Origin of the sequence: Bradyrhizobium sp. BRP19, from assembly GCF_020194195.1 — a bacterium.
In the GTDB taxonomy this organism is placed as follows: domain Bacteria; phylum Pseudomonadota; class Alphaproteobacteria; order Rhizobiales; family Xanthobacteraceae; genus Bradyrhizobium; species Bradyrhizobium yuanmingense.
In genome coordinates, this window is record NZ_JADYVZ010000005.1 from 99,794 (window position 1) to 117,793 (window position 18,000).

Genomic DNA, 18,000 nt, shown 5'->3' on the forward strand with positions numbered 1-18,000 from the left:
CGAGGCCTGCAAACAAGGTCTGAGGCCGATGCAACGCAGGCCTTGCGGGATGGCTGCCCTCTGGCTATCCGGTTCGCAAATGAGCAAGATTTCGCGATGACCACGCCGACCGGGCCAAGACTCTCGTTCGGACCATTCACCGTGGCGCCACATGAAAGGCTCGTGACGCGCGACGGCGTCACAGTGCCGCTGGGTGCGAAGGCCTTCGACGCGCTGATCGCACTGATGTCGCGGCCGAACGAGGTCGTCAGCAAATGGGATCTGATGGCGCTGGTGTGGCCCGGCATCACCGTCGAAGAGGCCAATCTGCGCTTTCACATCGCCGCTCTCCGCAAGGCGCTCGGCGACGGCAATGACGGCGCACGCTACATCACGACGCTTTCCGGGCGCGGCTATTGCTTCGTGGCGCCGATCTCGCACACGGAGCCTCCGGCGGCGCGGCGCTCGTCCCCGCCGATGGAATTGCCGCCGGTCAAGCTGCCGAATCGGCTGCAACGGATGGTCGGACGCGACCAGGCGGTCGCCACCATCTCCGACAAGCTTCTCACCTCGCGCTTCGTCACGATCGTCGGTCCGGGCGGCGTGGGCAAGACTGCCGTCGCGGTGGCGATCGCCCACGACCTGCTCGCGACGTTCTCCGACGCCGCGCATTTCGTCGACCTTGCCGCGCTCAGCGATCCCGATCTCGTGATCACCTCGATCCTGTTGATGCTCGGCTTGCCGGCCGAGACCGACGATCCCCTGCCCGCGCTGCTCGCGCATGTCAGGGACAAGCGGTTGCTGCTCATCCTCGACAATTGCGAGCATGTCATCGCCGCGGCGGCACCGCTGGCTTCGGCGATCTTCCACGCTGCGCCTGATGTCCACATCCTCGCCACCAGCCGCGAAGCCCTGCGCGTCGAGGGCGAGCAGGTCTATCGACTGGCGCCGCTCGCCGTACCGCCTGATAGTGCCGGGCTGAGTGCGGCGGCTGCACAAACCTATCCCGCGCTTCAGCTCTTCATCGAACGGGCGACCGCTGGCGGCGCGCAGATCGCGCTCGACGATACCAACGCCGCGACTATCGCGAGGATCTGCCGCAAGCTCGACGGCATGGCCCTGGCGATCGAGCTCGCCGCCGGCCGGGTCGAAGCTTACGGCCTGGAGCAGACGGCCGCGCTGCTCGATGAGCGTCTCAATCTGCTCTGGCAGGGCCAGCGCACCGCGCCCCCGCGACAGAAGACGTTGCGGGCGACGCTGGACTGGAGCTACGGGCTGCTGTCCGACATCGAGCGCCTCGTCCTCCGCAGGCTGGCGGTCTTCGCAGGTCACTTCACCATCGACGCCGCCCTCGAGGTCGTCCCGGATGAACGTGCCGACCGCTCCCATTTGTTCGATGCCATCGACAGTCTCGTCACCAAATCGATGGTCGCGCCGCGGCCGGTCGGCGCCATGATGCGCTACCGTCTGCTCGATACCACGCGCGCCTATCTGCTCGAGATCGAGCCGAACGACGCCGCGCTCGCCGCCCGCCACGCGACCTACTACCGGCGATGGCTGGAGCAGGCCGGCAGCACATGGGCGGCAACGCCGAACGCCGACGAACGGGCGATCCACTTCTCCGCGCTCCACAATGTGCGTGCCGCGCTGGACTGGTGCTTTGGCGCGGGCGGCGACGCCACCGCCGGCATTGCGCTCGCCGCCGCGGCAGCGCCGATCTTCCTCGCGATGTCCCTCTTGATCGAATGCCGGCGCTGGTCGGAACGGGCACTGCTTGCGATGACCCCGTCCGCGCGCGGCAGCGCCGATGAAATGCACATCCAGGCTGCCCTCGGGCTGACCCTGATGTTCACGCGCGGCGGCAGCGAGGCGGCGCGCGTGGCCTTGAGCAGGAGCCTTGCGATCGCGGAGGCGCGCGGCGACGCGCCGAACCAGCTGCAGCTGCTCGGCCGCATGCATATCTTTCACGAACGGATGGGGCAGTTCCATGCCGCGCTTGGCTATGCGCAGCAGAGCCTTGCGGTCGCGCAGCCGCTCGGCGATCCCGGCTCGATCGTCCTCGCCCATTCGTTGCTCGGGGTCTCGCTGCATCTGGCCGGCGAGCACCGCGACGCGCTGAAGATGCTGGAGGTCGCATGGCAAGGGCCGGGCGCCGAACGAATCAGCACCATCCATGGCTTCGATCATCGCAACCGGGCCGGCATCACGCTGGCGCGCGAACTCTGGTTACAGGGCCGGCCCGCGGACGCGCGGCAGCTGGCGCAACAGACGGTGACTGAAGCCGCGCAGATGGAGCATCCGATCACGCTCTGCATCGCCCTGATCTGGGCGGTCTCGATCTCGCTCTGGGACGGCGATCTCGACGGCGCGGAGCAGAGCATCGACCAATTCATCGCGCATGCCGAATCTCGATCGATGGGTCCCTATCTCGTGGTGGGCCGCGGCGTGAAGGGCGAACTGGCGATCCGTCGGGGAGACGCCGCGCAAGGCGTCGATACGATCATGGCTTGCCTACGCGAGCTCCACGAGGCCGGCTACGAACTGCTCACCACGACCTTCAACATCGCACTGGTTCAAGGCTTGTTGGCGCTTGGACAGGTCGAGCAGAGTGCGCGCCTGATCGACGATGCGATCCGCCTCGTCGATCAGAGCGGCGATCATCTCTACATGCCCGAGTTGCTGCGGATGAAAGGCAGAGTTCTGTTGTCGCTGCCGGAGCCCGACGCCGAGCAGGCAGAAGCCCACTTCATGCAATCCCTGGATCTCAGCCGCCGGCAAGGCGCCGCGGCCTGGGAGCTGCGCGCTGCGATCGATCTCGCCGGGCTGTTTGCCGGACGCGGGCAGCGCGACGAGGCGAAGCGATGGCTCCAATCGGCGCTCGAGGGCTTTGCCGAGGGCGCCGATACGGCGGATATCAAAGCGGCCAGCGTGCTTCTGACCACGCTGTAGCAGCCCTATTCCGTCGGCGTACCCTGCTTCCACTGGCCGCCGGCGATCTTGGCGGCGGCAATCACCGCTTGCGTCCGGCTCTCGACGCCGAGCTTCTGCAGGATCGCCGAGACATGCGCCTTGATGGTGGCCTCTGAGACACCGAGCTCGTAGGCGATCTGCTTGTTGAGAAGGCCCTCCGACAGCATCATCAGGACGCGAACCTGCTGAGGCGTCAGCGTCACCAGGCGGTCGCGCAGGCGGGTCATGTCGGGATCGGCGGCGGCGGAGAGGTCGGTATCGGCGGGGACCCAGACGTCGCCCTCCATCACCTTGAGGATGGCGTCGCGCAAGGTCTCGACCCCGAACCGCTTCGGGATGAAGCCGGACGCGCCGAAATCGAGCGAACGGCGGATCGTGGCGCTGTCGTCGGAGGCCGAGACGATCACGACCGGGATCGCCGGGTATTGCGCACGCAGATAGATCAGGCCGGAAAAGCCGGAGATCCCAGGCATGGAGAGGTCGAGCAGGACCAGGTCGACCTCGGAGGCCTGCTCAAGAAGCTTGGTCAGATCCTCGAAGGATCCGGCCTCGTCGATCCGAGCCGCGGGGAGAACGCCCGCCACCGCCTGCCGCAGCGCATCGCGGAACAGGGGATGATCATCGGCGATGACGAGATGGGTGTTTGCATTGGCTGTTGCAGTCATCTGTTCCGCAGGCCGACGAAAGATCGGGAAAGAAGTTCAACTCGTTGCTGATCAAGCAGCAATTGCGATTGTTTACTGACTGGAGCCGTCTTGCAAGGCAACCTTCCGCCCGTAGTCGCAAGGCGGTTAATCACAGGCGTCAACTAACTGATGTTGCAGCGCAAAAAGCCGCTGACGAGTCTCATCAATCCCTGAACAGCAGGTCCCGGGTCAACTCATCGATCACGGCGACCGCTTGAAGCGCTGCCCTCAATCGCTCGCGATCACGGGCCGACAACGGCTTGACCAACACCGCATTGGAGGGCGGCGTCCCCTGCGCCACATCCGCAATCTGTTGCGACACGATCAGCTCCAGAAAGATACCATGGGCCTCGTCGAGCGCATCGAGATCGGTCTGGCCACGGCCAACCAGGGCCTTCACGCCCGCGAGGCGCTGCGATGTCGACCGGCCCATCACATGGTAACGGATCGCCATCGCACGCGCTGCAGCGACCAGGCCGAACAGCCCTGCCGCCTTGAGGTCGATGCGACCGCCGTCAGTGCGAATGCCGCCGAAGAATTTCAGGCTCGCAGGGACGCTGATCCCCTCGACCAGAAGCTTGGCGAACGCGACCTGCCCCTCGGCTGCCGCGAAAGCCGCCTGCCTGACCGCGACGGCAAGGCTGCCGTCGCCATGAACGGCCCGGAGATCGAAAAAGATATCGACCGACAGCAGATCCTTTGGACTGGAGCGGCAGACCCAGTGCTCGATGCGGTCCCGCCACGTTGCGACAGAGCCGCGCCAGGGTGGGTTTTTCGCCATGACGCCCCCCTTGCAATAAGGCACACCGGCCTCGTGCAGAATATCTGCAACGTGCGCTGCGAACGTCTCAAACCAGCGATCCTCGTCGCCTCCCGGCTCGCCTTGCGCGAAGATCACGGCATTGTCCTGATCCATCGCCAGCAGGCTTTCGCCGCGCCCGGCAGACCCGAGCACGATCAGCGTGTAGGGCGTGGGGGCCGCGCCCCGACCGCGATCCCGCATGATCCGCTCGGCGATCACAGCGGCCTGACGGGTGAGGGCGCAGAGCTCGCTGGAGATCACCTCCGCAATCTGACGCCCGGACAATCCTTCCGCCAGGAGCACCTCCGCAACCCGCGGCAGCTTCGCCCAGGCCAGCGCCAATGCCTGCGTATCCGCAGCATCCTCGATCTCGTCGCCGAGCGATATGGCCTCCCCTGCCCGCAGACGCAGCAGGTCCCGCGCGGACAACGCACCGACCACCCGGCCGGCCTCATCGACGACGCCGAGATGGCGGGTCTTGAGGCGATTCATCCGGCCAATCGCGCGATAGACAAGCGCGTCCTCGGGAATCGCCGCCAGCGGCCTGCTCATGATGCGGTGCACCGGCAGCTCCAGCGCGGGGGCACCGAGCCGGGCGATCGCCCGCAGCACGTCACGCTCGGTAACGATCCCGGCCTCGACGGCCTTGATATCGTCGGCGGCCGCATCCGCCGCACCGACGTACACAGCCGATATTCTCTCGCTGGTCATTCGCGCCAGGGCTTCGCTCACCGAAACGTCCGGACCGACGAAAATGACGGGATACCGCATGATGTCGCGGTTGCGGTGGCGATAGGCATAGGCGTCGAATCGCTTCAGCGTTTGCTCTGCATCGATACGAGCCGTCGCTTCGACCGGCTCGACCCAACCCATCCGCACCTGATCGTCGAGCACCGTGGTGAGCGCGCGACAGACCCGCTCGGCTTGAGCGACGGTCCGGATGCCGTGCTCGCGCAGCCTCGGCAGCAGTGCAAGGAAGATCCGTGCCGTCGTGATCGCATCGCCGAGAGCGGAGTGCCGGCCGGCTACGTCAATGCCAAGCCAGGCCGCAAGATTCTCCAGCTGGTATCCGCCGAGGTCCGGCGCAACGATCTCCGCAAGCAGTCTGGTATCGAGCGTTCGAGGCCGGGACCATGGCAATCCCGCCAGATCACATTCGCGCTTCAGGACGGCCAGATCGAAACCGATCATGTGCCCGATGACGACCGTCCGGCCGAGGAATGCCTCGAAACGCGGCCACACATCCACGAATAGCGGCGATTCAGCGACCATGGCATCATCGATGCCGTGAATGCGCGTCGTTTCGGCGGGGATCGGTTGATCGGCCGGCCGCAGCAATTGAACGAACGAACCGCCGTCGACCAGCTTTCCGGCCGACAGACGCACGCCGGCAAGCTCGATCACCCGCGCCTTGCGCGGATCGAGCCCAGTCGTTTCGGCATCGATGACAACGGCGTCGAGCGACAAAAGCGGGGCAGCACCACTCGTCGTATCCATTGTCCTCCCTCGGAAGGCCCGGACCGTGCGATGCTGGCCGGCAAACCGGGCATTGGCAGAGGCCGGGCGATCCTACGCCAGCAGCCTGTTGGTCACGGCAGCCGCATCGATGCGATCGACCAATTCGTCATGGATGTTACACAGGCTGACGCGCAGGTAATTGCGGATCGTCTCGAAATCCCGTCCGCGCAGCTTTTCGTGGATCGGCATCATCGCAAAATAGGTTTCCGCCAGCGGCTCGGGAATGTCCATCACGCGCTTGGGCGCATGCCCGCCAACAAGGTCGAGCCTCTGCTCCAGCTCGCGCCGGGCCTCAAGCCAGGCGTCCTCGCCGAGCGACGGCGGCACGGGGTAACGGTCGAAAACCGAGAGGACGACGAGGATCATCTGGTCGAGAACCGCCCGGCGGTGCATGCCGGCATGTGGGCGCAATACCCCCTCGACCATCTCGCCGACCATCGCAAGCCCGAGCGGATAAGCCTGCCAGCGCGACCGTTCGACGGCTTGTGCAAAGCCTTCCTCGGCAAACAGCACCTTGGCGTAATGGCCCGCGCGGGCACGCGAATACTCGTAAATACCCTTTTGCACGATGAATGCCGACTGCGCGTCTATGAAGTCGGCAAGCGCCTTGCGATCGCCAATCGGCGGCCGGGGACGAAAGAATTTCTGCAGCAGCTTCATCGCAATCCGATCCTGCCAAACGGAATCGCCGTGCTATCCCGCGCTCGCCGCGCCCGAATTGTCAACGGCCGCAGCGCCGTTCGCATCCGCAACATCGGTTCCCTCCGAAAGTATTAGAAAGACCTCGGCACTCCCAGTGTTAGCCTCCGACATTCCAAATTGGCGAAAGACCGGTTGGAAGGCGGCACGGGGGGGCCGCAGCGACGGGTATGCAACCCCTCGATTCCTCCGGCTCGCATGCCGGAGTGCTGACAGAGGAAATGCAGCCCATGCCTGACTCCCAAAATCTCAAAGAACGAGAAGAAGCCCACTGGCGCAAGACCTCGCGCCTGATGCTGATCAACCTCGGCATCTGGTTCTTCTTCGGATACGTCATCCACATGTTCGTGGTTCCGCTCAACGCCATCAAGCTGCCGATCCTTGGCTTCCCGCTCGGCTTCTATATGGCCGCGCAGGGTTCGCTGATCGCCTTCGTGGTCATCCTGTTCGTCTTCGCCAGACAGCAGGACAAGATCGACCGAGAATTCGGCTTCGCAGAAGACGATTAGGGGGATTGAACATGGCTACGCAGGCCTCAACCGGCGGCTCCGACTTTCTCAGCAACCTCGGGCGGATCTACGGCTTCTACACCGGTGGATTCGTCGCATTCGTCCTTCTGCTCGCCGCCCTCGAAGTGATCGGGGTGCCGAACAAGGTTCTCGGCTACCTGTTCGTGTTCTTCACGCTCGCGGTCTACGCCATCATCGGCATTCTGTCGCGAACGGCGCAAGTCTCGGAATACTATGTGGCCGGTCGCAGCGTACCGGCGTTCTACAACGGCATGGCCACCGGTGCCGACTGGATGTCGGCAGCGTCCTTCGTCGGCATGGCGGGCACGCTGTTCCTGCTCGGCTATGACGGACTTGCCTGGGTGCTCGGATGGACCGGCGGCTTCGTGCTGGTCTCCATCCTGATCGGGCCTTATCTGCGCAAATTCGGCGCCTATACGGTGCCCGACTTCTTGTCCTTCCGTTATGGCGGCAATTTCGCCCGTGCGCTGGGCGTCGTCGTGCTCGTCGCCTGCTCGTTCACCTATGTCACGGCGCAGATCTACGGCACGGGCATCATTGCCTCGCGCTTCCTCGGAATGCAGTTCGAGCTCGCGGTTTTCGCGGGACTGGTCGGCATCCTGGTCTGCTCGATGCTGGGCGGCATGCGCGCGGTGACCTGGACGCAGGTGGCCCAGTACATCGTGCTGATCATAGCCTACCTGACACCGATCGTGATCCTGTCGACCAAGATCTACGGGATACCGCTTCCGCAGCTGACCTATGGGCACGCGATCGCGGACATCACGGCGCGCGAACAGGACATGCTCGCGAACGGACTGGCGGCGGCGGCAAGCCTCAAGCCGCACATTCAGCCGTTCTTCAGCTATAGCCCGCTGAACTTCTTTGCGATCATCCTGTGCATGATGGTCGGGACGGCCTCGCTGCCGCACATCCTGATGCGCTACTTCACGACACCGTCGGTGCGTGAGGCGCGGCAATCCGTGGCATGGTCGCTGCTGTTCATCTTCCTCCTGTACTTCTCCGCGCCTGCCTATGCGGCGTTCTCGAAGCTGGAGGTGTACACGAACATCATCGGGCGCGATCTGTCCGCGATCAGGCCCTGGCTGTTCAGCTGGGGCGAGCTCGGGCTGATCCAGATCTGCGGCAAGAACGCCGTCAACATCGACGCCGTCATTGCCGCCTGCAAGGCCGTTGCCGGTCACCCCGGAGTGGTCCGGCTGCAGGACTTCGTGATCAACACGGACGTGATCGTGCTCTCGACACCGGAGATCGCGGGGCTTCCCTACGTGATCTCGGGCCTCGTCGCGGCCGGCGGCCTGGCCGCGGCCCTGTCCACCGCCGACGGGCTGCTGCTCGCGATCGCCAATGCATTGTCGCATGACGTCTACTACAAGATGATCGATCCGAACGCGCCGACGGCACGCCGGCTGATCATCGCGCGCGTGCTGCTGCTGGCGGTCGCAGTCATTGCCGCGGCGACGGCTGCCACCAAGCCCGGGGATATCCTGGCCATGGTCGGCTGGGCGTTCTCCCTGGCGATGGCGGGCAACTTCCCGGCGCTCGTGATGGGCGTGTGGTGGAAGCGCACGACGTCCACGGGCGCGATCTGCGGCATCATCGCCGGATTTGGGCTGTGCATGTTCTACCTGCTCGTCACGCGCTATTTCCCTGGCGCGGGCGTCAAGTATTTCGGCATGACGTCGCTGCTCAATCCGGTCACCGGCGCACCGCTGGTCGACATCGCCAAGGCCATGGCATTGCCCAACGCCATGGAGAGTTGGCCGACGCTGGCCCACCCGCTCGCCAACAAGGTGGGTTGGTTCAACCTCAACAACATCGCATGCGGTTTGCTGGGGACGCCATTCGGCTTCGCGGTGATCATCATCGTGAGCCTGCTGGGAAGGGCGCCGTCGCGGGAAATGCAGGCCTATGTTGACGAGATTCGCAAGCCGCGAGGCCGCACGGTGCTCGAAGAGAAAACGACCTGAGCGGATCGGATCGATTGCGACGAACGGGGCCTTGCGAGGCCCCGTTCTTGTTTGCGACCGCCGGCGCTCGCTTGCCCAGAACCGTCTGCCTTGACATTGTTGGGTGCGGCGGCCGGTGCAGAATGCCCGACGGCCCGGGCCGAGCAGGCAGCCCTCGCAAGACCATACTGCGCCAGAGCGAGGTCCGGAGGAGGACAGATTTTGGACATTGCCGACTCGTTCGCCAGATACTGGTATTTCCACCTGCCGAACTTCGTTCTGGCGGCTCTGATGTACACCATGCTCGGCCGCTTCCTGCTCGGCCTCTTCGTCGACGCCGACTCGCCGAACTATATCTGGCGCTTCTTCTGCCGCCTCACCGATCCGGTGCTCACCGCCATTGCAACCGTCACGCCGAAGGCAGTTCCTCCAGCCATCGTGTGGCTGTTCGGTTTTGTCTGGATGTTCTGGTTGCGGATCGTGCTCCACTACACATTGCTCGTGCTCAACCTCGCGCCGCGGCTTGCGGGAGGAGGATCATGAACCGCAACTTCTTCCTGATCGGTATTGCCTTCTTCGGAATGATCAACGGCCTCTTCAACCAGCTTTGGCTGATCTTCGCCCTGCTCTACGTCCAACCGCTCGCAGGCCCTCTTCTGTTCGGAAACATGTCGCTGACGCTGATGTTCGCCTCGCTGATGGTCTCGACCGCCACCGTGATCCTGGGCGGCATTCCCGCCGCCATCTACGAACGCGTCACCGGCGCACAGGAGTCGAACGGCGTCTCGCTTTGGATCTGGCTGGCCGGCACGGCTATCCTGGCGCGCCCCGCCGCCGGCAATTTCATCAGCGTCGGCCTCTGAACGGCGGGCGGGAACCATTGAAGGCAGGCCCCGCAGGGACTACCCTAGACGCATCTCGATCCCAATGAGCCAGGCGACGGAGTTCCTCCTCATGGAAGAAATGCGCCGCATCGCCTTTGAAACGGTCCTGCGCGCGTGCGGATTTGCCTCCCTCGCCATATTCTGCGTCATGATCGGCCTTTCGTTTCTGCCGCGCTCCGCGTTTCAGGCGGGAGGCTTTCTGAGCCTGATCATGACACTGGTGCTTCTCCTGAAAGCGCAGGAGGCGCGGACCAAAGACCACCGCCGCACCGAGATGTGGCTGTATCTTCCAAAAGACAGACGCCCGCCTCAGCCGCATGCACAAAAAACAGTCTCGGCGGTGATGCGAGAAACCTATCTGGTGTTCGCATACTGGTCTGCCCTGGTGTCAGTCGTGATGTGGATTGTCGCGATGGGCTTTTCCGTCCTTGGACTTTAGTTTGAGGCTGCAGACCCCACGGTATTTCGTTCCCGCGGCTCCGTGATTTCCCGTCCGACATCTCCGCGATCCTTCCGATTCGCGTCGAAAGTACTATTGGGCCGGACGCGATAGGCATGTAATTGCTCGCCCCCGATTGGTGGCGCGCCCGCGTGGCGCGAATCGGTTCTTGAAAAGAAAACAAGCGGGAGCGAATCTGAATGACGACAGTAACTGCAACATCGGCACCATCTGCCGGCGCCGGGATGACGAAGGACGAACGGTTCGTCATTCTCGCCTCCTCGCTCGGTACCGTCTTCGAGTGGTACGACTTCTATCTCTACGGCTCGCTGGCCGGCATCATCGGCGCGCAGTTCTTCTCGGCCTATCCGCCGGCAACCCGCGATATCTTCGCGCTGCTGGCGTTTGCCGCGGGCTTCCTGGTGCGTCCGTTCGGCGCGGTCGTGTTCGGCCGTGTCGGCGACATCGTCGGCCGCAAATACACCTTCCTCGTCACCATCCTGATCATGGGTCTGTCGACCTTCATCGTCGGCCTGTTGCCCAACGCGGCGACCATCGGCATCGCGGCCCCGATCATCCTGATCGTGCTGCGCCTCGCCCAGGGTCTGGCGCTCGGCGGCGAATATGGCGGTGCGGCGACCTACGTCGCGGAGCATGCGCCGAACGGCAAGCGCGGCTACTACACCTCCTTCATCCAGACCACGGCGACCCTCGGCCTGTTCCTGTCGCTGCTGGTGATTCTGTTCACCCGCACCGCGCTCGGCGAGGCCGATTTCGCAGCGTGGGGCTGGCGCATTCCGTTCCTGGTCTCCGTGCTGCTGCTCGGCATCTCGGTCTGGATCCGGCTTCGCCTGAACGAATCGCCGATCTTCCAGAAGATGAAGGAAGAGGGCAAGGGTTCGAAGGCGCCGCTGACGGAGGCCTTCGGCAACTGGCAGAACGGCAAGCTCGTGCTGCTCGCTTTGCTCGGCGGCGTGATGGGCCAGGGCGTGGTCTGGTACACCGGCCAGTTCTACGCTCTGTTCTTCCTGCAATCGATCCTGAAGGTCGACGGCTATACCGCCAACCTCCTGATTGCATGGTCGCTGCTGCTCGGCACCGGCTTCTTCATCGTGTTCGGTGCGCTCTCCGACAAGATCGGCCGCAAGCCGATCATCCTCGGCGGCTGTCTGATCGCGGCGCTGACCTTCTTCCCGATCTTCAAGATGATCACGTCCAACGCCAACCCGGCGCTGGAAAAGGCCATCGAGACGGTCAAGGTCGAGGTGGTGGCCGATCCCGCCAAGTGCGGCGATCTGTTCAACCCGGTCGGCACCCGCGTCTTCACCGCGCCTTGCGACACCGCGCGCGCCTACCTGTCGCAATCGTCGGTCAGGTACACGACGACGCCAGGTCCGGCCGGCTCGGACGTGAAGGTCGTGGTCAACGGCAAGGACGTGCCCTACACCAACGCCAAGGACAGCAACCCGGCTGTTCTCGCCGCTGTGCAGGCGGCTGGCTATCCCAAGGCGGGTGACGCCGCCATCGTGAAGATGTCGCATCCGTTCGACGTCTTCCGTGCGCAGCCGGCGGCGATCATCGGACTGTTGTTCGTCCTGGTCCTGTTCGTCACCATGGTGTACGGCCCGATCGCGGCGATGCTGGTCGAATTGTTCCCGACCCGCATCCGCTACACCTCCATGTCGCTGCCCTACCACATCGGCAACGGCTGGTTCGGCGGCCTCCTGCCCGCCACCGCCTTCGCCATCGTGGCCTCGACCGGCGACATCTATGCCGGTCTCTGGTACCCGATCATCTTCGCCTCGATTACCGTGGTGATCGGCTTCCTGTTCCTGCCGGAAACCAAGGACGTCGACATCAAGGCGAACTGATCGCAACAACAATCGACGATACGAACCGGCCGCGGTTTCCGCGGCCGGTTTTGCTTTATGTGGTTCTTGCTTGGACGCGTTTTCTTGACGCGAACCGGCACCCACTTCGCTCGAAAACGCTACCGATTGCTGCCGATGAATTGCAGCACGATCTCGCGGCGGTGCGGGCGGCTGCGATGCTCGATCAGATAGATCGCCTGCCAGGTGCCGAGCGCGAGCCTGCCGCTCAGGACCGGGACCTGGAGCGATGTCTGCGTCAGCATGGTCTTGACGTGGGCCGGCATATCGTCGGGGCCTTCGGTGTCGTGGGTCCACAAGGCGTTCTCCGGCGCGAGCCGTGACAGCGCCGTCGTGAGATCGACCAGCACGGAAGGGTCGGCGTTCTCCTGGATCGTCAGCGAGGCCGAGGTGTGGCGGATGAACAACGTCAGCGCGCCCTCACCCGCGTGCGCCTCGGCGATGAACTTTGCGGCCTCGCTGGTCAGATCGGTGAAGCCGCGGCCAGGCGTCTGCACGGTGAGCAGCGACGAGGTGACGGTGGTTGCCTGCACCGACGATGGTGCGGAGCGGGTGACGGATCTGGCTGATGTCATGAAGGGGCACGCATCAGATCTTCCCCGACACGTCTTTCTGTACGCGGTTGGCCATGTCGATCAGCCGCCGCCAGGCCTTTTCCAGGAACGACATCACGCGGTCGATGTCCTGCTCGCTCGGCAGCGGGATCTCGATCTTGCGCTCGCCCTCGGCGACCTTGGGCTCGGGTTTCCTGAGTGGATCGGATTTCGGCAGCGCCTCGTCCATCTTGCCCGATACCGTCGGCCCCGCCGCGAGCTGTGCCTTCAGCCGCTCGACCTCGGCCTGGAGCCTGCCGATCTCGGTGTCGAGTGCGGTCCGCTCGTCGGGCACCGCGTAGCAGGCCCAACCGGCGCCGTTCCTGGTACAGGTCGATACCGTGCCGGTGCGCGTGTCGAGCCGCAGCACGCCCTCGGGGATGGGCGTCATGCTGTAGCGGCCATTTTCGCCGTCGGGCGCGGCTTGCGCGGCCACGAGGCCGCCGCTGACCACCATCACCGCGGCCGCCGCCGCGAGCCATGATGTCGTGGATGACGTCGCAGGTCTCATCATTGTCTCCGCCCCGGCACTGCTGCGGCTGCGGTTGCAATTCTACACCCCCAGCCGGCAATCCGCCGCCAAAAAGCCGCCCCCGAAATCAACGAACGCGGCGGCTTCTTTGATCCCGCGAGCGCGGCGAAAGCACGGCTGCGTCCGCCGTTCGCAAGCAGACCTGCTGCGGTGCGGCGTCACGCTGTGTGCAGCGCTGCCGTGCGCGTCAATATCATCAAGTAAATCAAATACATAATCGGAAGGGACGCAATCGTGACTTGGCTTGACTTGATTATAGGCCATCAGTATGGTCCGCGCGGCTTTTGAGGGTGACGGGCGCAATTTCCATTCAGCCGCAGCGTTTCGGGTCTTCGTTGCATGACACAGGGCACGGGACACGGCGAGGATGGAGATCGCGATAGATCGCCCGAGGAAGCCGCGCTTTCCGATCGGCTCGGAAATCTTGATCAGCGGTTGTCCGAATTTCGCGACCGCCGGGCCAAGACCGAGCAACCCGCAGGTGACGATGGAGACAAAGCGGCCAGAGCCTCGGCGATGGCGCTTGGTTTCCGACTATCCTCGGAGTTGATCGCCGGCGTCGCTGTCGGAGCGGGGATTGGCTGGGGGTTCGACCACTTGCTGTCGACGTCGCCTTTCGGATTCATCGCGTTCCTGCTGCTGGGCTTCATCGCCGGCGTGGTGAATGTGGTGAGAACGGCAGGCGCGGGTCCGAACAGGCGCGGTGGTTCGTAATTGGCCTAGCCGGGTTAACTGTCGTGCCGCTCGCCGGCACAGCCGGCCGACCAATCTTCACTGGTCGGCTTGTCCAGCAGACGAGAGATGCCGCGCGGATGAAAATCGACCCGATCCATCAGTTCAACGTCGAACCGCTCTTCACGATCGGCCGTATCGGCGATCACACGATCGCCTTCACCAATGCCTCTCTCTACATGTTCGTCGCGGTGGGGATCATCGCGCTGCTTCTGCTCACCAGCGGCAAGCAGCTGGTTCCGGGGCGTCTGCAGTCGGTGGCCGAGCTCTCCTATGAGTTCGTGGCCAGCATGATCCGCAGCACTGCCGGAGCGGATGGCATGCGGTTCTTCCCGCTGATCTTCTCGCTGTTCATGTTCATCTGCGTCTCGAACCTCGTAGGCATCGTTCCGTACACGTTCACCGTGACGAGCCATCTCATCGTCACTGCGGCGCTGGCGCTGCTGGTGTTCTTCACGGTCCTGATCTACGGCCTCTACAAGAACGGCCTGAAGTTCCTGAAAGTGTTCGTGCCCTCGGGCGTTCCGGGCTACATCCTGCCGCTGGTCATGGCGATCGAGGTGCTGTCGTTCTTCCTGCGGCCGGTCTCGCACAGCGTTCGACTGTTCGCGAACATGCTCGCGGGCCACATCGCGCTGAAGGTGTTCGCCGGTTTCGTTGCCATGCTCGGCGCGTCTCTTGGCGTGGTCGGCTGGATCGGCGGTGTCATGCCGCTGGCGCTCGCCGTCGCGCTCACCGCGCTCGAACTGCTGGTCGCGTTCCTGCAAGCCTATGTGTTTGCGATCTTGACCTGTATCTACCTCAACGACGCCATTCACCCTGGACACTGAGTGATCCGGGTGCTTTTCCACCCACACCTGTCTTTCTTCCAAGGAGTCAAAAATGGATCCGCAAGCAGCTAAGTTTCTCGGCGCGGGCATCGCGTGCATCGGCATGGGCGGCGCCGGCATCGGCGTGGCCTTCATCTTCGGCAATTATCTGTCCGCAGCCATGCGCAACCCGGCAGCTGCTCAGGGTCAGTTCGGCAACCTGATCTTCGGCTTCGCCGTGACCGAAGCGCTCGGCATCTTCTCGCTGCTGATCGCTCTGCTGCTGCTGTTCGTCCCGCTCTGAACGCGTTTCGCGCCGCTTCCAGGTGGGAGGCGGCGCGTCTGACAGCAACAGGAGAACTCCATGGCTGAAAGTCATGGCGGCGCCAAAGGTACCGGCGCTCACACGGAGGCCGATGGCGGTCACCACGGCGGTGGCTTTCCGCCTTTCGAGAGCAGCACCTTTGCTTCGCAACTGGTGTCGCTCGCGATCGCCTTCGTCGCGCTGTATCTGATCGTCTCCCGGTTCGCGCTGCCGCGTGTCGGGGGTGCGATCGAGGCGCGTCAGAACAAGATCGAGGGCGATCTCGCCGAAGCGCAGAAGCTGAAGGACCAGTCCGAGGCGGCGCTCAAGGCCTATGAAGGCGAGCTCGCGTCGGCGCGCGCACGTGCACAGGCGATCGGCAACGAATCCCGCGAGAAGGCGAATGCGCAGGCGGAAGCCGAACGCAAGGCGCTGGAAGAGCAACTGTCCGCCAAGCTCGCCGAGGCGGAGAAGACCATTGCCTCGACCCGCGCGACCGCCATGAGCAACGTCCGCGGCATCGCGGCCGATGCAGCCGGCACCATCGTTCAGCAGCTCACGGGCGTCGTTCCGGATGCAACGTCGGTCAATGCCGCCGTTGATGCGACCTTGAAGGGTTAGTCTCGATGTTCTTCACACCTGAGTTTTGGGTCGCCGTCGCCTTCGTGATCCTGATGGTGATCTTCGCCTATGTGGGGGTGTTCAAGACGGCGATGTCGGCGCTCGATCATCGCGCCGCTCGTATCAAGGCCGAGCTGGACGAGGCGGCGCGCCTCAAGCAGGAGGCCACCAAGGTGCTCGCCGACTACAAGGCGCGCACTGCCGGTGCCGAGCGCGAGGCCGCCGACATCATCGCCAACGCGAATGCCGAAGCGGAGCGCATCGCAGCAGAGGCCAAGGCGAAATTGGAAGATTTCGTCACCCGCCGCACCAAGACCGCCGAGGGCAAGATCGCACTCGCCGAGGCTCAGGCTCTCGCGGACGTCCGGGCAGCCGCCGCGGAAGCCGCCGTGCAGGCTGCCTCCACGATCCTGTCGCAGTCAGTCAAGGGCCAGATCGCCGACGACCTGCTCGCCAAGGGCATCAACGAAGTCAGGCAGAAGCTGAACTGAGGGATTTGCCTTACCCAATCAAAAAGCCGGCGCGACGAGCGCCGGCTTTTTTGTCTGTCGGGTAACAGCATCCACAAGTGCGGTATCATCACCCACCTTGTGCGCACTTGCGCACTGGGGCGGGTGATCCAGTACGCCGAGGCTTCTCAATTCAAGCACTGCGGCCTCTGGAATACTGGATTGCCCGCCTTCGCGGGCAATGACAGCTGACATTGCCGCAAGATCTCCCCTACTTCTTCTTCTTCCCTCTCGGCTCCGGCGAGAGCGCCTGCGGGTCGAAGCCGACATAGAAGATGTAGGTATCGGCGACCGCGGGCGCCGGCACCGGATAGGCCAGATCCTCGGCGACGAAGGTGAAGGGCACGCTGCCGCCTTCCGACATCGCCACCGTGGTCCGGTAGGCCTTCGAGGCGATCACCTTCTCGCCGACGCCGCCCTGCACGACGGCGATGCGCAGCGGCACCTCGACGGAGGCAGGCGCCCCGGCGGGGCCGGCGATGACGCGGCCCTGGATGCCGATCCGGGCGGTGATGCCGGCACTGCTGCGCAAGCATTCGCGCGCCATCTTGGTGATCGAGGCCTGGAAGCGGATGTCATTGCCGACCGCCGGCTTGCCGCTGGCGCCGACCGCGTAGGTCGAGGCGCCCGCGCGCACCGTGACCTGCGGGCAATCGAGGTCGTCTTCGGCCGGCTGCCCGGGCGCAGGCGCCGGCTTCGGCTCCGCCGGCTCGTCGGACTTGCCGCCGAACAGGCTCTTGAAGCGGTCGGTCAACGACTGTGCCGCCACCGGCGAGACGGAGGCGAGCCCGACCGATAATGCCAGCACGACCGCTGCGCCCCGCCGCAACCTCGTCCGCGATGACCGAAGCTCCTGCACCATCAACACCCGTACTCCATGACAATGTTCCGGCCGGGTTATATCGCCAATATCGGCGAACCCAAGGCGGCAAAAAGGGATTTGGCCGCATCCATCAGGCTGCTCAGCCGCGGAAGTCCTCGTGCAGCAGGCCGAACAGCAGGTGATCCTGCCAGACCCCGTTGATGCAGAGATAGCGGCGCGCCAAGCCCTCGCGCGAGAAGCCGCACTTCTCCAGCACCCGGATCGACGGCGCATTGGTCGGGATGCAGGCGGCCTCGACCCGGTGCAGATTGAGCTCGCCGAACAGCGTCGGCAGCAGCACTCGCAGTGCGGCCGTCATGTAGCCGCGATGGGCATAAGGCTGGCCGACCCAATAGCCGATGGTGCCGGCCTGCACGATGCCACGCCGGACATTGGCGAGCGTGATGCCGCCGACCAGGGCACCGTCGAGCTCGCGGAAGATCAGAAAGGGATAGGAGCGGTCCGCGGCAATGTCCTCGGCATAGCGGCGCAGGCGCCGGCGGAAGCCGGAGCGGGTGAGATCGTCGGACGGCCAGATCGGCTCCCAAGGCGTCAGATAGTCGCGGCTGGTCTCGCGCAAATGAGCCCATTGCAGGAAGTCGGACATTTGCGGCGCGCGCAGGAGCAGCCCGTTGCCGCGCGGCGCCAGGGCGGCGGGTCCACTGGATGGCAGGCGAAAGAGGGCCATGTGAT

At 64.3% G+C, this 18,000-nt stretch carries 21 protein-coding genes; 12 read left to right on the top strand and 9 right to left on the bottom strand.

Annotated features, from left to right (window positions below):
- Positions 1 to 96 precede the first annotated feature (96 nt).
- Entirely contained in the window at positions 97 to 2,928 is a 2,832-nt protein-coding gene (locus I6F36_RS17960) for a winged helix-turn-helix domain-containing protein (protein WP_225147424.1), read from the top strand.
- A 5-nt stretch (positions 2,929 to 2,933) separates the two neighbouring features.
- On the opposite strand, the gene I6F36_RS17965 is transcribed toward I6F36_RS17960, so the two are convergent.
- From I6F36_RS17965 to I6F36_RS17975, 3 genes are all read right to left on the bottom strand, one after another.
- Positions 2,934 to 3,614 (bottom strand): response regulator transcription factor, encoded by a 681-nt coding sequence (locus I6F36_RS17965; RefSeq protein ID WP_035996645.1) that lies wholly within the window; start codon positions 3,612 to 3,614, stop codon positions 2,934 to 2,936.
- A 184-nt stretch (positions 3,615 to 3,798) separates the two neighbouring features.
- Positions 3,799 to 5,934 (bottom strand): DUF294 nucleotidyltransferase-like domain-containing protein, encoded by a 2,136-nt coding sequence (locus I6F36_RS17970; protein ID WP_225171885.1) that lies wholly within the window; start codon positions 5,932 to 5,934, stop codon positions 3,799 to 3,801.
- Between the two features lie 72 nt (positions 5,935 to 6,006).
- Complete coding sequence (locus I6F36_RS17975) at positions 6,007 to 6,615, bottom strand: hypothetical protein (RefSeq protein WP_057028414.1); 609 nt, start codon at positions 6,613 to 6,615, stop codon at positions 6,007 to 6,009.
- A gap of 269 nt (positions 6,616 to 6,884) precedes the next feature.
- Between I6F36_RS17975 and I6F36_RS17980 the strand changes: the two genes are divergently transcribed.
- From I6F36_RS17980 to I6F36_RS18005, 6 genes are all read left to right on the top strand, one after another.
- Complete coding sequence (locus I6F36_RS17980) at positions 6,885 to 7,163, top strand: DUF4212 domain-containing protein (RefSeq protein ID WP_035996678.1); 279 nt, start codon at positions 6,885 to 6,887, stop codon at positions 7,161 to 7,163.
- Between the two features lie 11 nt (positions 7,164 to 7,174).
- Positions 7,175 to 9,154: a sodium:solute symporter family protein gene (locus I6F36_RS17985; RefSeq protein WP_036040224.1), complete on the top strand. Its 1,980-nt coding sequence runs from the start codon at positions 7,175 to 7,177 to the stop codon at positions 9,152 to 9,154.
- 201 nt (positions 9,155 to 9,355) lie between these two features.
- Positions 9,356 to 9,676 carry a YggT family protein gene (locus I6F36_RS17990; RefSeq protein WP_035996633.1) on the top strand — a complete coding sequence of 107 codons (321 nt, stop codon included), beginning with the start codon at positions 9,356 to 9,358 and terminating at the stop codon, positions 9,674 to 9,676.
- Positions 9,673 to 9,996, top strand: a complete 324-nt coding sequence (locus tag I6F36_RS17995) for a hypothetical protein (protein ID WP_225171886.1) — start codon at positions 9,673 to 9,675, stop codon at positions 9,994 to 9,996. The genes I6F36_RS17990 and I6F36_RS17995 overlap by 4 nt, the downstream gene beginning before the upstream one ends.
- Positions 9,997 to 10,087: 91 nt before the next feature.
- On the top strand, positions 10,088 to 10,456 hold the full coding sequence (locus I6F36_RS18000) for an integrator complex subunit 1 (RefSeq protein WP_157785154.1): 369 nt from the start codon (positions 10,088 to 10,090) through the stop codon (positions 10,454 to 10,456).
- 200 nt (positions 10,457 to 10,656) lie between these two features.
- Positions 10,657 to 12,327 carry an MFS transporter gene (locus tag I6F36_RS18005; protein WP_225171887.1) on the top strand — a complete coding sequence of 557 codons (1,671 nt, stop codon included), beginning with the start codon at positions 10,657 to 10,659 and terminating at the stop codon, positions 12,325 to 12,327.
- A gap of 119 nt (positions 12,328 to 12,446) precedes the next feature.
- Here I6F36_RS18005 and I6F36_RS18010 read toward each other — a convergent pair whose 3' ends face one another.
- Genes I6F36_RS18010 through I6F36_RS18020 form a run of 3 tightly spaced genes read right to left on the bottom strand, consistent with a single transcriptional unit; the run spans position 12,447 to position 13,734 of the window.
- Complete coding sequence (locus I6F36_RS18010) at positions 12,447 to 12,920, bottom strand: secondary thiamine-phosphate synthase enzyme YjbQ (protein WP_225171888.1); 474 nt, start codon at positions 12,918 to 12,920, stop codon at positions 12,447 to 12,449.
- A gap of 13 nt (positions 12,921 to 12,933) precedes the next feature.
- The gene (locus I6F36_RS18015) at positions 12,934 to 13,449 is read right to left on the bottom strand and encodes a hypothetical protein (RefSeq protein ID WP_225171990.1); all 516 of its coding nucleotides are present in this window, start codon (positions 13,447 to 13,449) and stop codon (positions 12,934 to 12,936) included.
- A 42-nt stretch (positions 13,450 to 13,491) separates the two neighbouring features.
- A complete protein-coding gene (locus I6F36_RS18020) occupies positions 13,492 to 13,734 on the bottom strand; it encodes a hypothetical protein (protein WP_192893052.1) in 243 nt (80 codons plus the stop codon).
- 75 nt (positions 13,735 to 13,809) lie between these two features.
- Between I6F36_RS18020 and I6F36_RS18025 the strand changes: the two genes are divergently transcribed.
- From I6F36_RS18025 to I6F36_RS18045, 5 genes are all read left to right on the top strand, one after another.
- The gene (locus I6F36_RS18025) at positions 13,810 to 14,184 is read left to right on the top strand and encodes an AtpZ/AtpI family protein (RefSeq protein WP_035996624.1); all 375 of its coding nucleotides are present in this window, start codon (positions 13,810 to 13,812) and stop codon (positions 14,182 to 14,184) included.
- A 98-nt stretch (positions 14,185 to 14,282) separates the two neighbouring features.
- On the top strand, positions 14,283 to 15,032 hold the full coding sequence (locus I6F36_RS18030) for a F0F1 ATP synthase subunit A (RefSeq protein WP_035996621.1): 750 nt from the start codon (positions 14,283 to 14,285) through the stop codon (positions 15,030 to 15,032).
- 52 nt (positions 15,033 to 15,084) lie between these two features.
- Positions 15,085 to 15,315, top strand: a complete 231-nt coding sequence (locus tag I6F36_RS18035) for a F0F1 ATP synthase subunit C (protein WP_008541273.1) — start codon at positions 15,085 to 15,087, stop codon at positions 15,313 to 15,315.
- 60 nt (positions 15,316 to 15,375) lie between these two features.
- Complete coding sequence (locus tag I6F36_RS18040; protein WP_036020580.1) at positions 15,376 to 15,936, top strand: F0F1 ATP synthase subunit B; 561 nt, start codon at positions 15,376 to 15,378, stop codon at positions 15,934 to 15,936.
- A 5-nt stretch (positions 15,937 to 15,941) separates the two neighbouring features.
- Positions 15,942 to 16,427: an ATP F0F1 synthase subunit B gene (locus I6F36_RS18045; protein ID WP_035996616.1), complete on the top strand. Its 486-nt coding sequence runs from the start codon at positions 15,942 to 15,944 to the stop codon at positions 16,425 to 16,427.
- Between the two features lie 18 nt (positions 16,428 to 16,445).
- On the opposite strand, the gene I6F36_RS18050 is transcribed toward I6F36_RS18045, so the two are convergent.
- From I6F36_RS18050 to I6F36_RS18060, 3 genes are all read right to left on the bottom strand, one after another.
- Positions 16,446 to 16,640: a hypothetical protein gene (locus I6F36_RS18050; RefSeq protein WP_128265946.1), complete on the bottom strand. Its 195-nt coding sequence runs from the start codon at positions 16,638 to 16,640 to the stop codon at positions 16,446 to 16,448.
- A 16-nt stretch (positions 16,641 to 16,656) separates the two neighbouring features.
- On the bottom strand, positions 16,657 to 17,307 hold the full coding sequence (locus tag I6F36_RS18055; protein ID WP_035996613.1) for a hypothetical protein: 651 nt from the start codon (positions 17,305 to 17,307) through the stop codon (positions 16,657 to 16,659).
- 100 nt (positions 17,308 to 17,407) lie between these two features.
- Entirely contained in the window at positions 17,408 to 17,995 is a 588-nt protein-coding gene (locus tag I6F36_RS18060; RefSeq protein WP_035996611.1) for a GNAT family N-acetyltransferase, read from the bottom strand.
- Between the last annotated feature and the right edge of the window lie 5 nt (positions 17,996 to 18,000).

Excerpts from the sequence above, each read along its gene's own strand:
- I6F36_RS18005 (WP_225171887.1), top strand. The coding sequence starts at position 10,657 with ATGACGACAGTAACTGCAACATCGGCACCATCTGCCGGCGCCGGGATG.
- I6F36_RS17970 (WP_225171885.1), bottom strand. The coding sequence starts at position 5,934 with ATGGATACGACGAGTGGTGCTGCCCCGCTTTTGTCGCTCGACGCCGTT.
- I6F36_RS18015 (WP_225171990.1), bottom strand. The coding sequence starts at position 13,449 with ATGAGACCTGCGACGTCATCCACGACATCATGGCTCGCGGCGGCGGCC.
- I6F36_RS18060 (WP_035996611.1), bottom strand. The coding sequence starts at position 17,995 with ATGGCCCTCTTTCGCCTGCCATCCAGTGGACCCGCCGCCCTGGCGCCG.
- I6F36_RS18010 (WP_225171888.1), bottom strand. The coding sequence starts at position 12,920 with ATGACATCAGCCAGATCCGTCACCCGCTCCGCACCATCGTCGGTGCAG.
- I6F36_RS18045 (WP_035996616.1), top strand. The coding sequence starts at position 15,942 with ATGTTCTTCACACCTGAGTTTTGGGTCGCCGTCGCCTTCGTGATCCTG.
- I6F36_RS17980 (WP_035996678.1), top strand. The coding sequence starts at position 6,885 with ATGCCTGACTCCCAAAATCTCAAAGAACGAGAAGAAGCCCACTGGCGC.
- I6F36_RS17985 (WP_036040224.1), top strand. The coding sequence starts at position 7,175 with ATGGCTACGCAGGCCTCAACCGGCGGCTCCGACTTTCTCAGCAACCTC.
- I6F36_RS18000 (WP_157785154.1), top strand. The coding sequence starts at position 10,088 with ATGGAAGAAATGCGCCGCATCGCCTTTGAAACGGTCCTGCGCGCGTGC.
- I6F36_RS18020 (WP_192893052.1), bottom strand. The coding sequence starts at position 13,734 with ATGGCCTATAATCAAGTCAAGCCAAGTCACGATTGCGTCCCTTCCGAT.
- I6F36_RS17995 (WP_225171886.1), top strand. The coding sequence starts at position 9,673 with ATGAACCGCAACTTCTTCCTGATCGGTATTGCCTTCTTCGGAATGATC.
- I6F36_RS18040 (WP_036020580.1), top strand. The coding sequence starts at position 15,376 with ATGGCTGAAAGTCATGGCGGCGCCAAAGGTACCGGCGCTCACACGGAG.
- I6F36_RS18030 (WP_035996621.1), top strand. The coding sequence starts at position 14,283 with ATGAAAATCGACCCGATCCATCAGTTCAACGTCGAACCGCTCTTCACG.
- I6F36_RS17975 (WP_057028414.1), bottom strand. The coding sequence starts at position 6,615 with ATGAAGCTGCTGCAGAAATTCTTTCGTCCCCGGCCGCCGATTGGCGAT.
- I6F36_RS18025 (WP_035996624.1), top strand. The coding sequence starts at position 13,810 with ATGACACAGGGCACGGGACACGGCGAGGATGGAGATCGCGATAGATCG.
- I6F36_RS17960 (WP_225147424.1), top strand. The coding sequence starts at position 97 with ATGACCACGCCGACCGGGCCAAGACTCTCGTTCGGACCATTCACCGTG.
- I6F36_RS18035 (WP_008541273.1), top strand. The coding sequence starts at position 15,085 with ATGGATCCGCAAGCAGCTAAGTTTCTCGGCGCGGGCATCGCGTGCATC.
- I6F36_RS18050 (WP_128265946.1), bottom strand. The coding sequence starts at position 16,640 with ATGTCAGCTGTCATTGCCCGCGAAGGCGGGCAATCCAGTATTCCAGAG.
- I6F36_RS17965 (WP_035996645.1), bottom strand. The coding sequence starts at position 3,614 with ATGACTGCAACAGCCAATGCAAACACCCATCTCGTCATCGCCGATGAT.
- I6F36_RS18055 (WP_035996613.1), bottom strand. The coding sequence starts at position 17,307 with ATGGTGCAGGAGCTTCGGTCATCGCGGACGAGGTTGCGGCGGGGCGCA.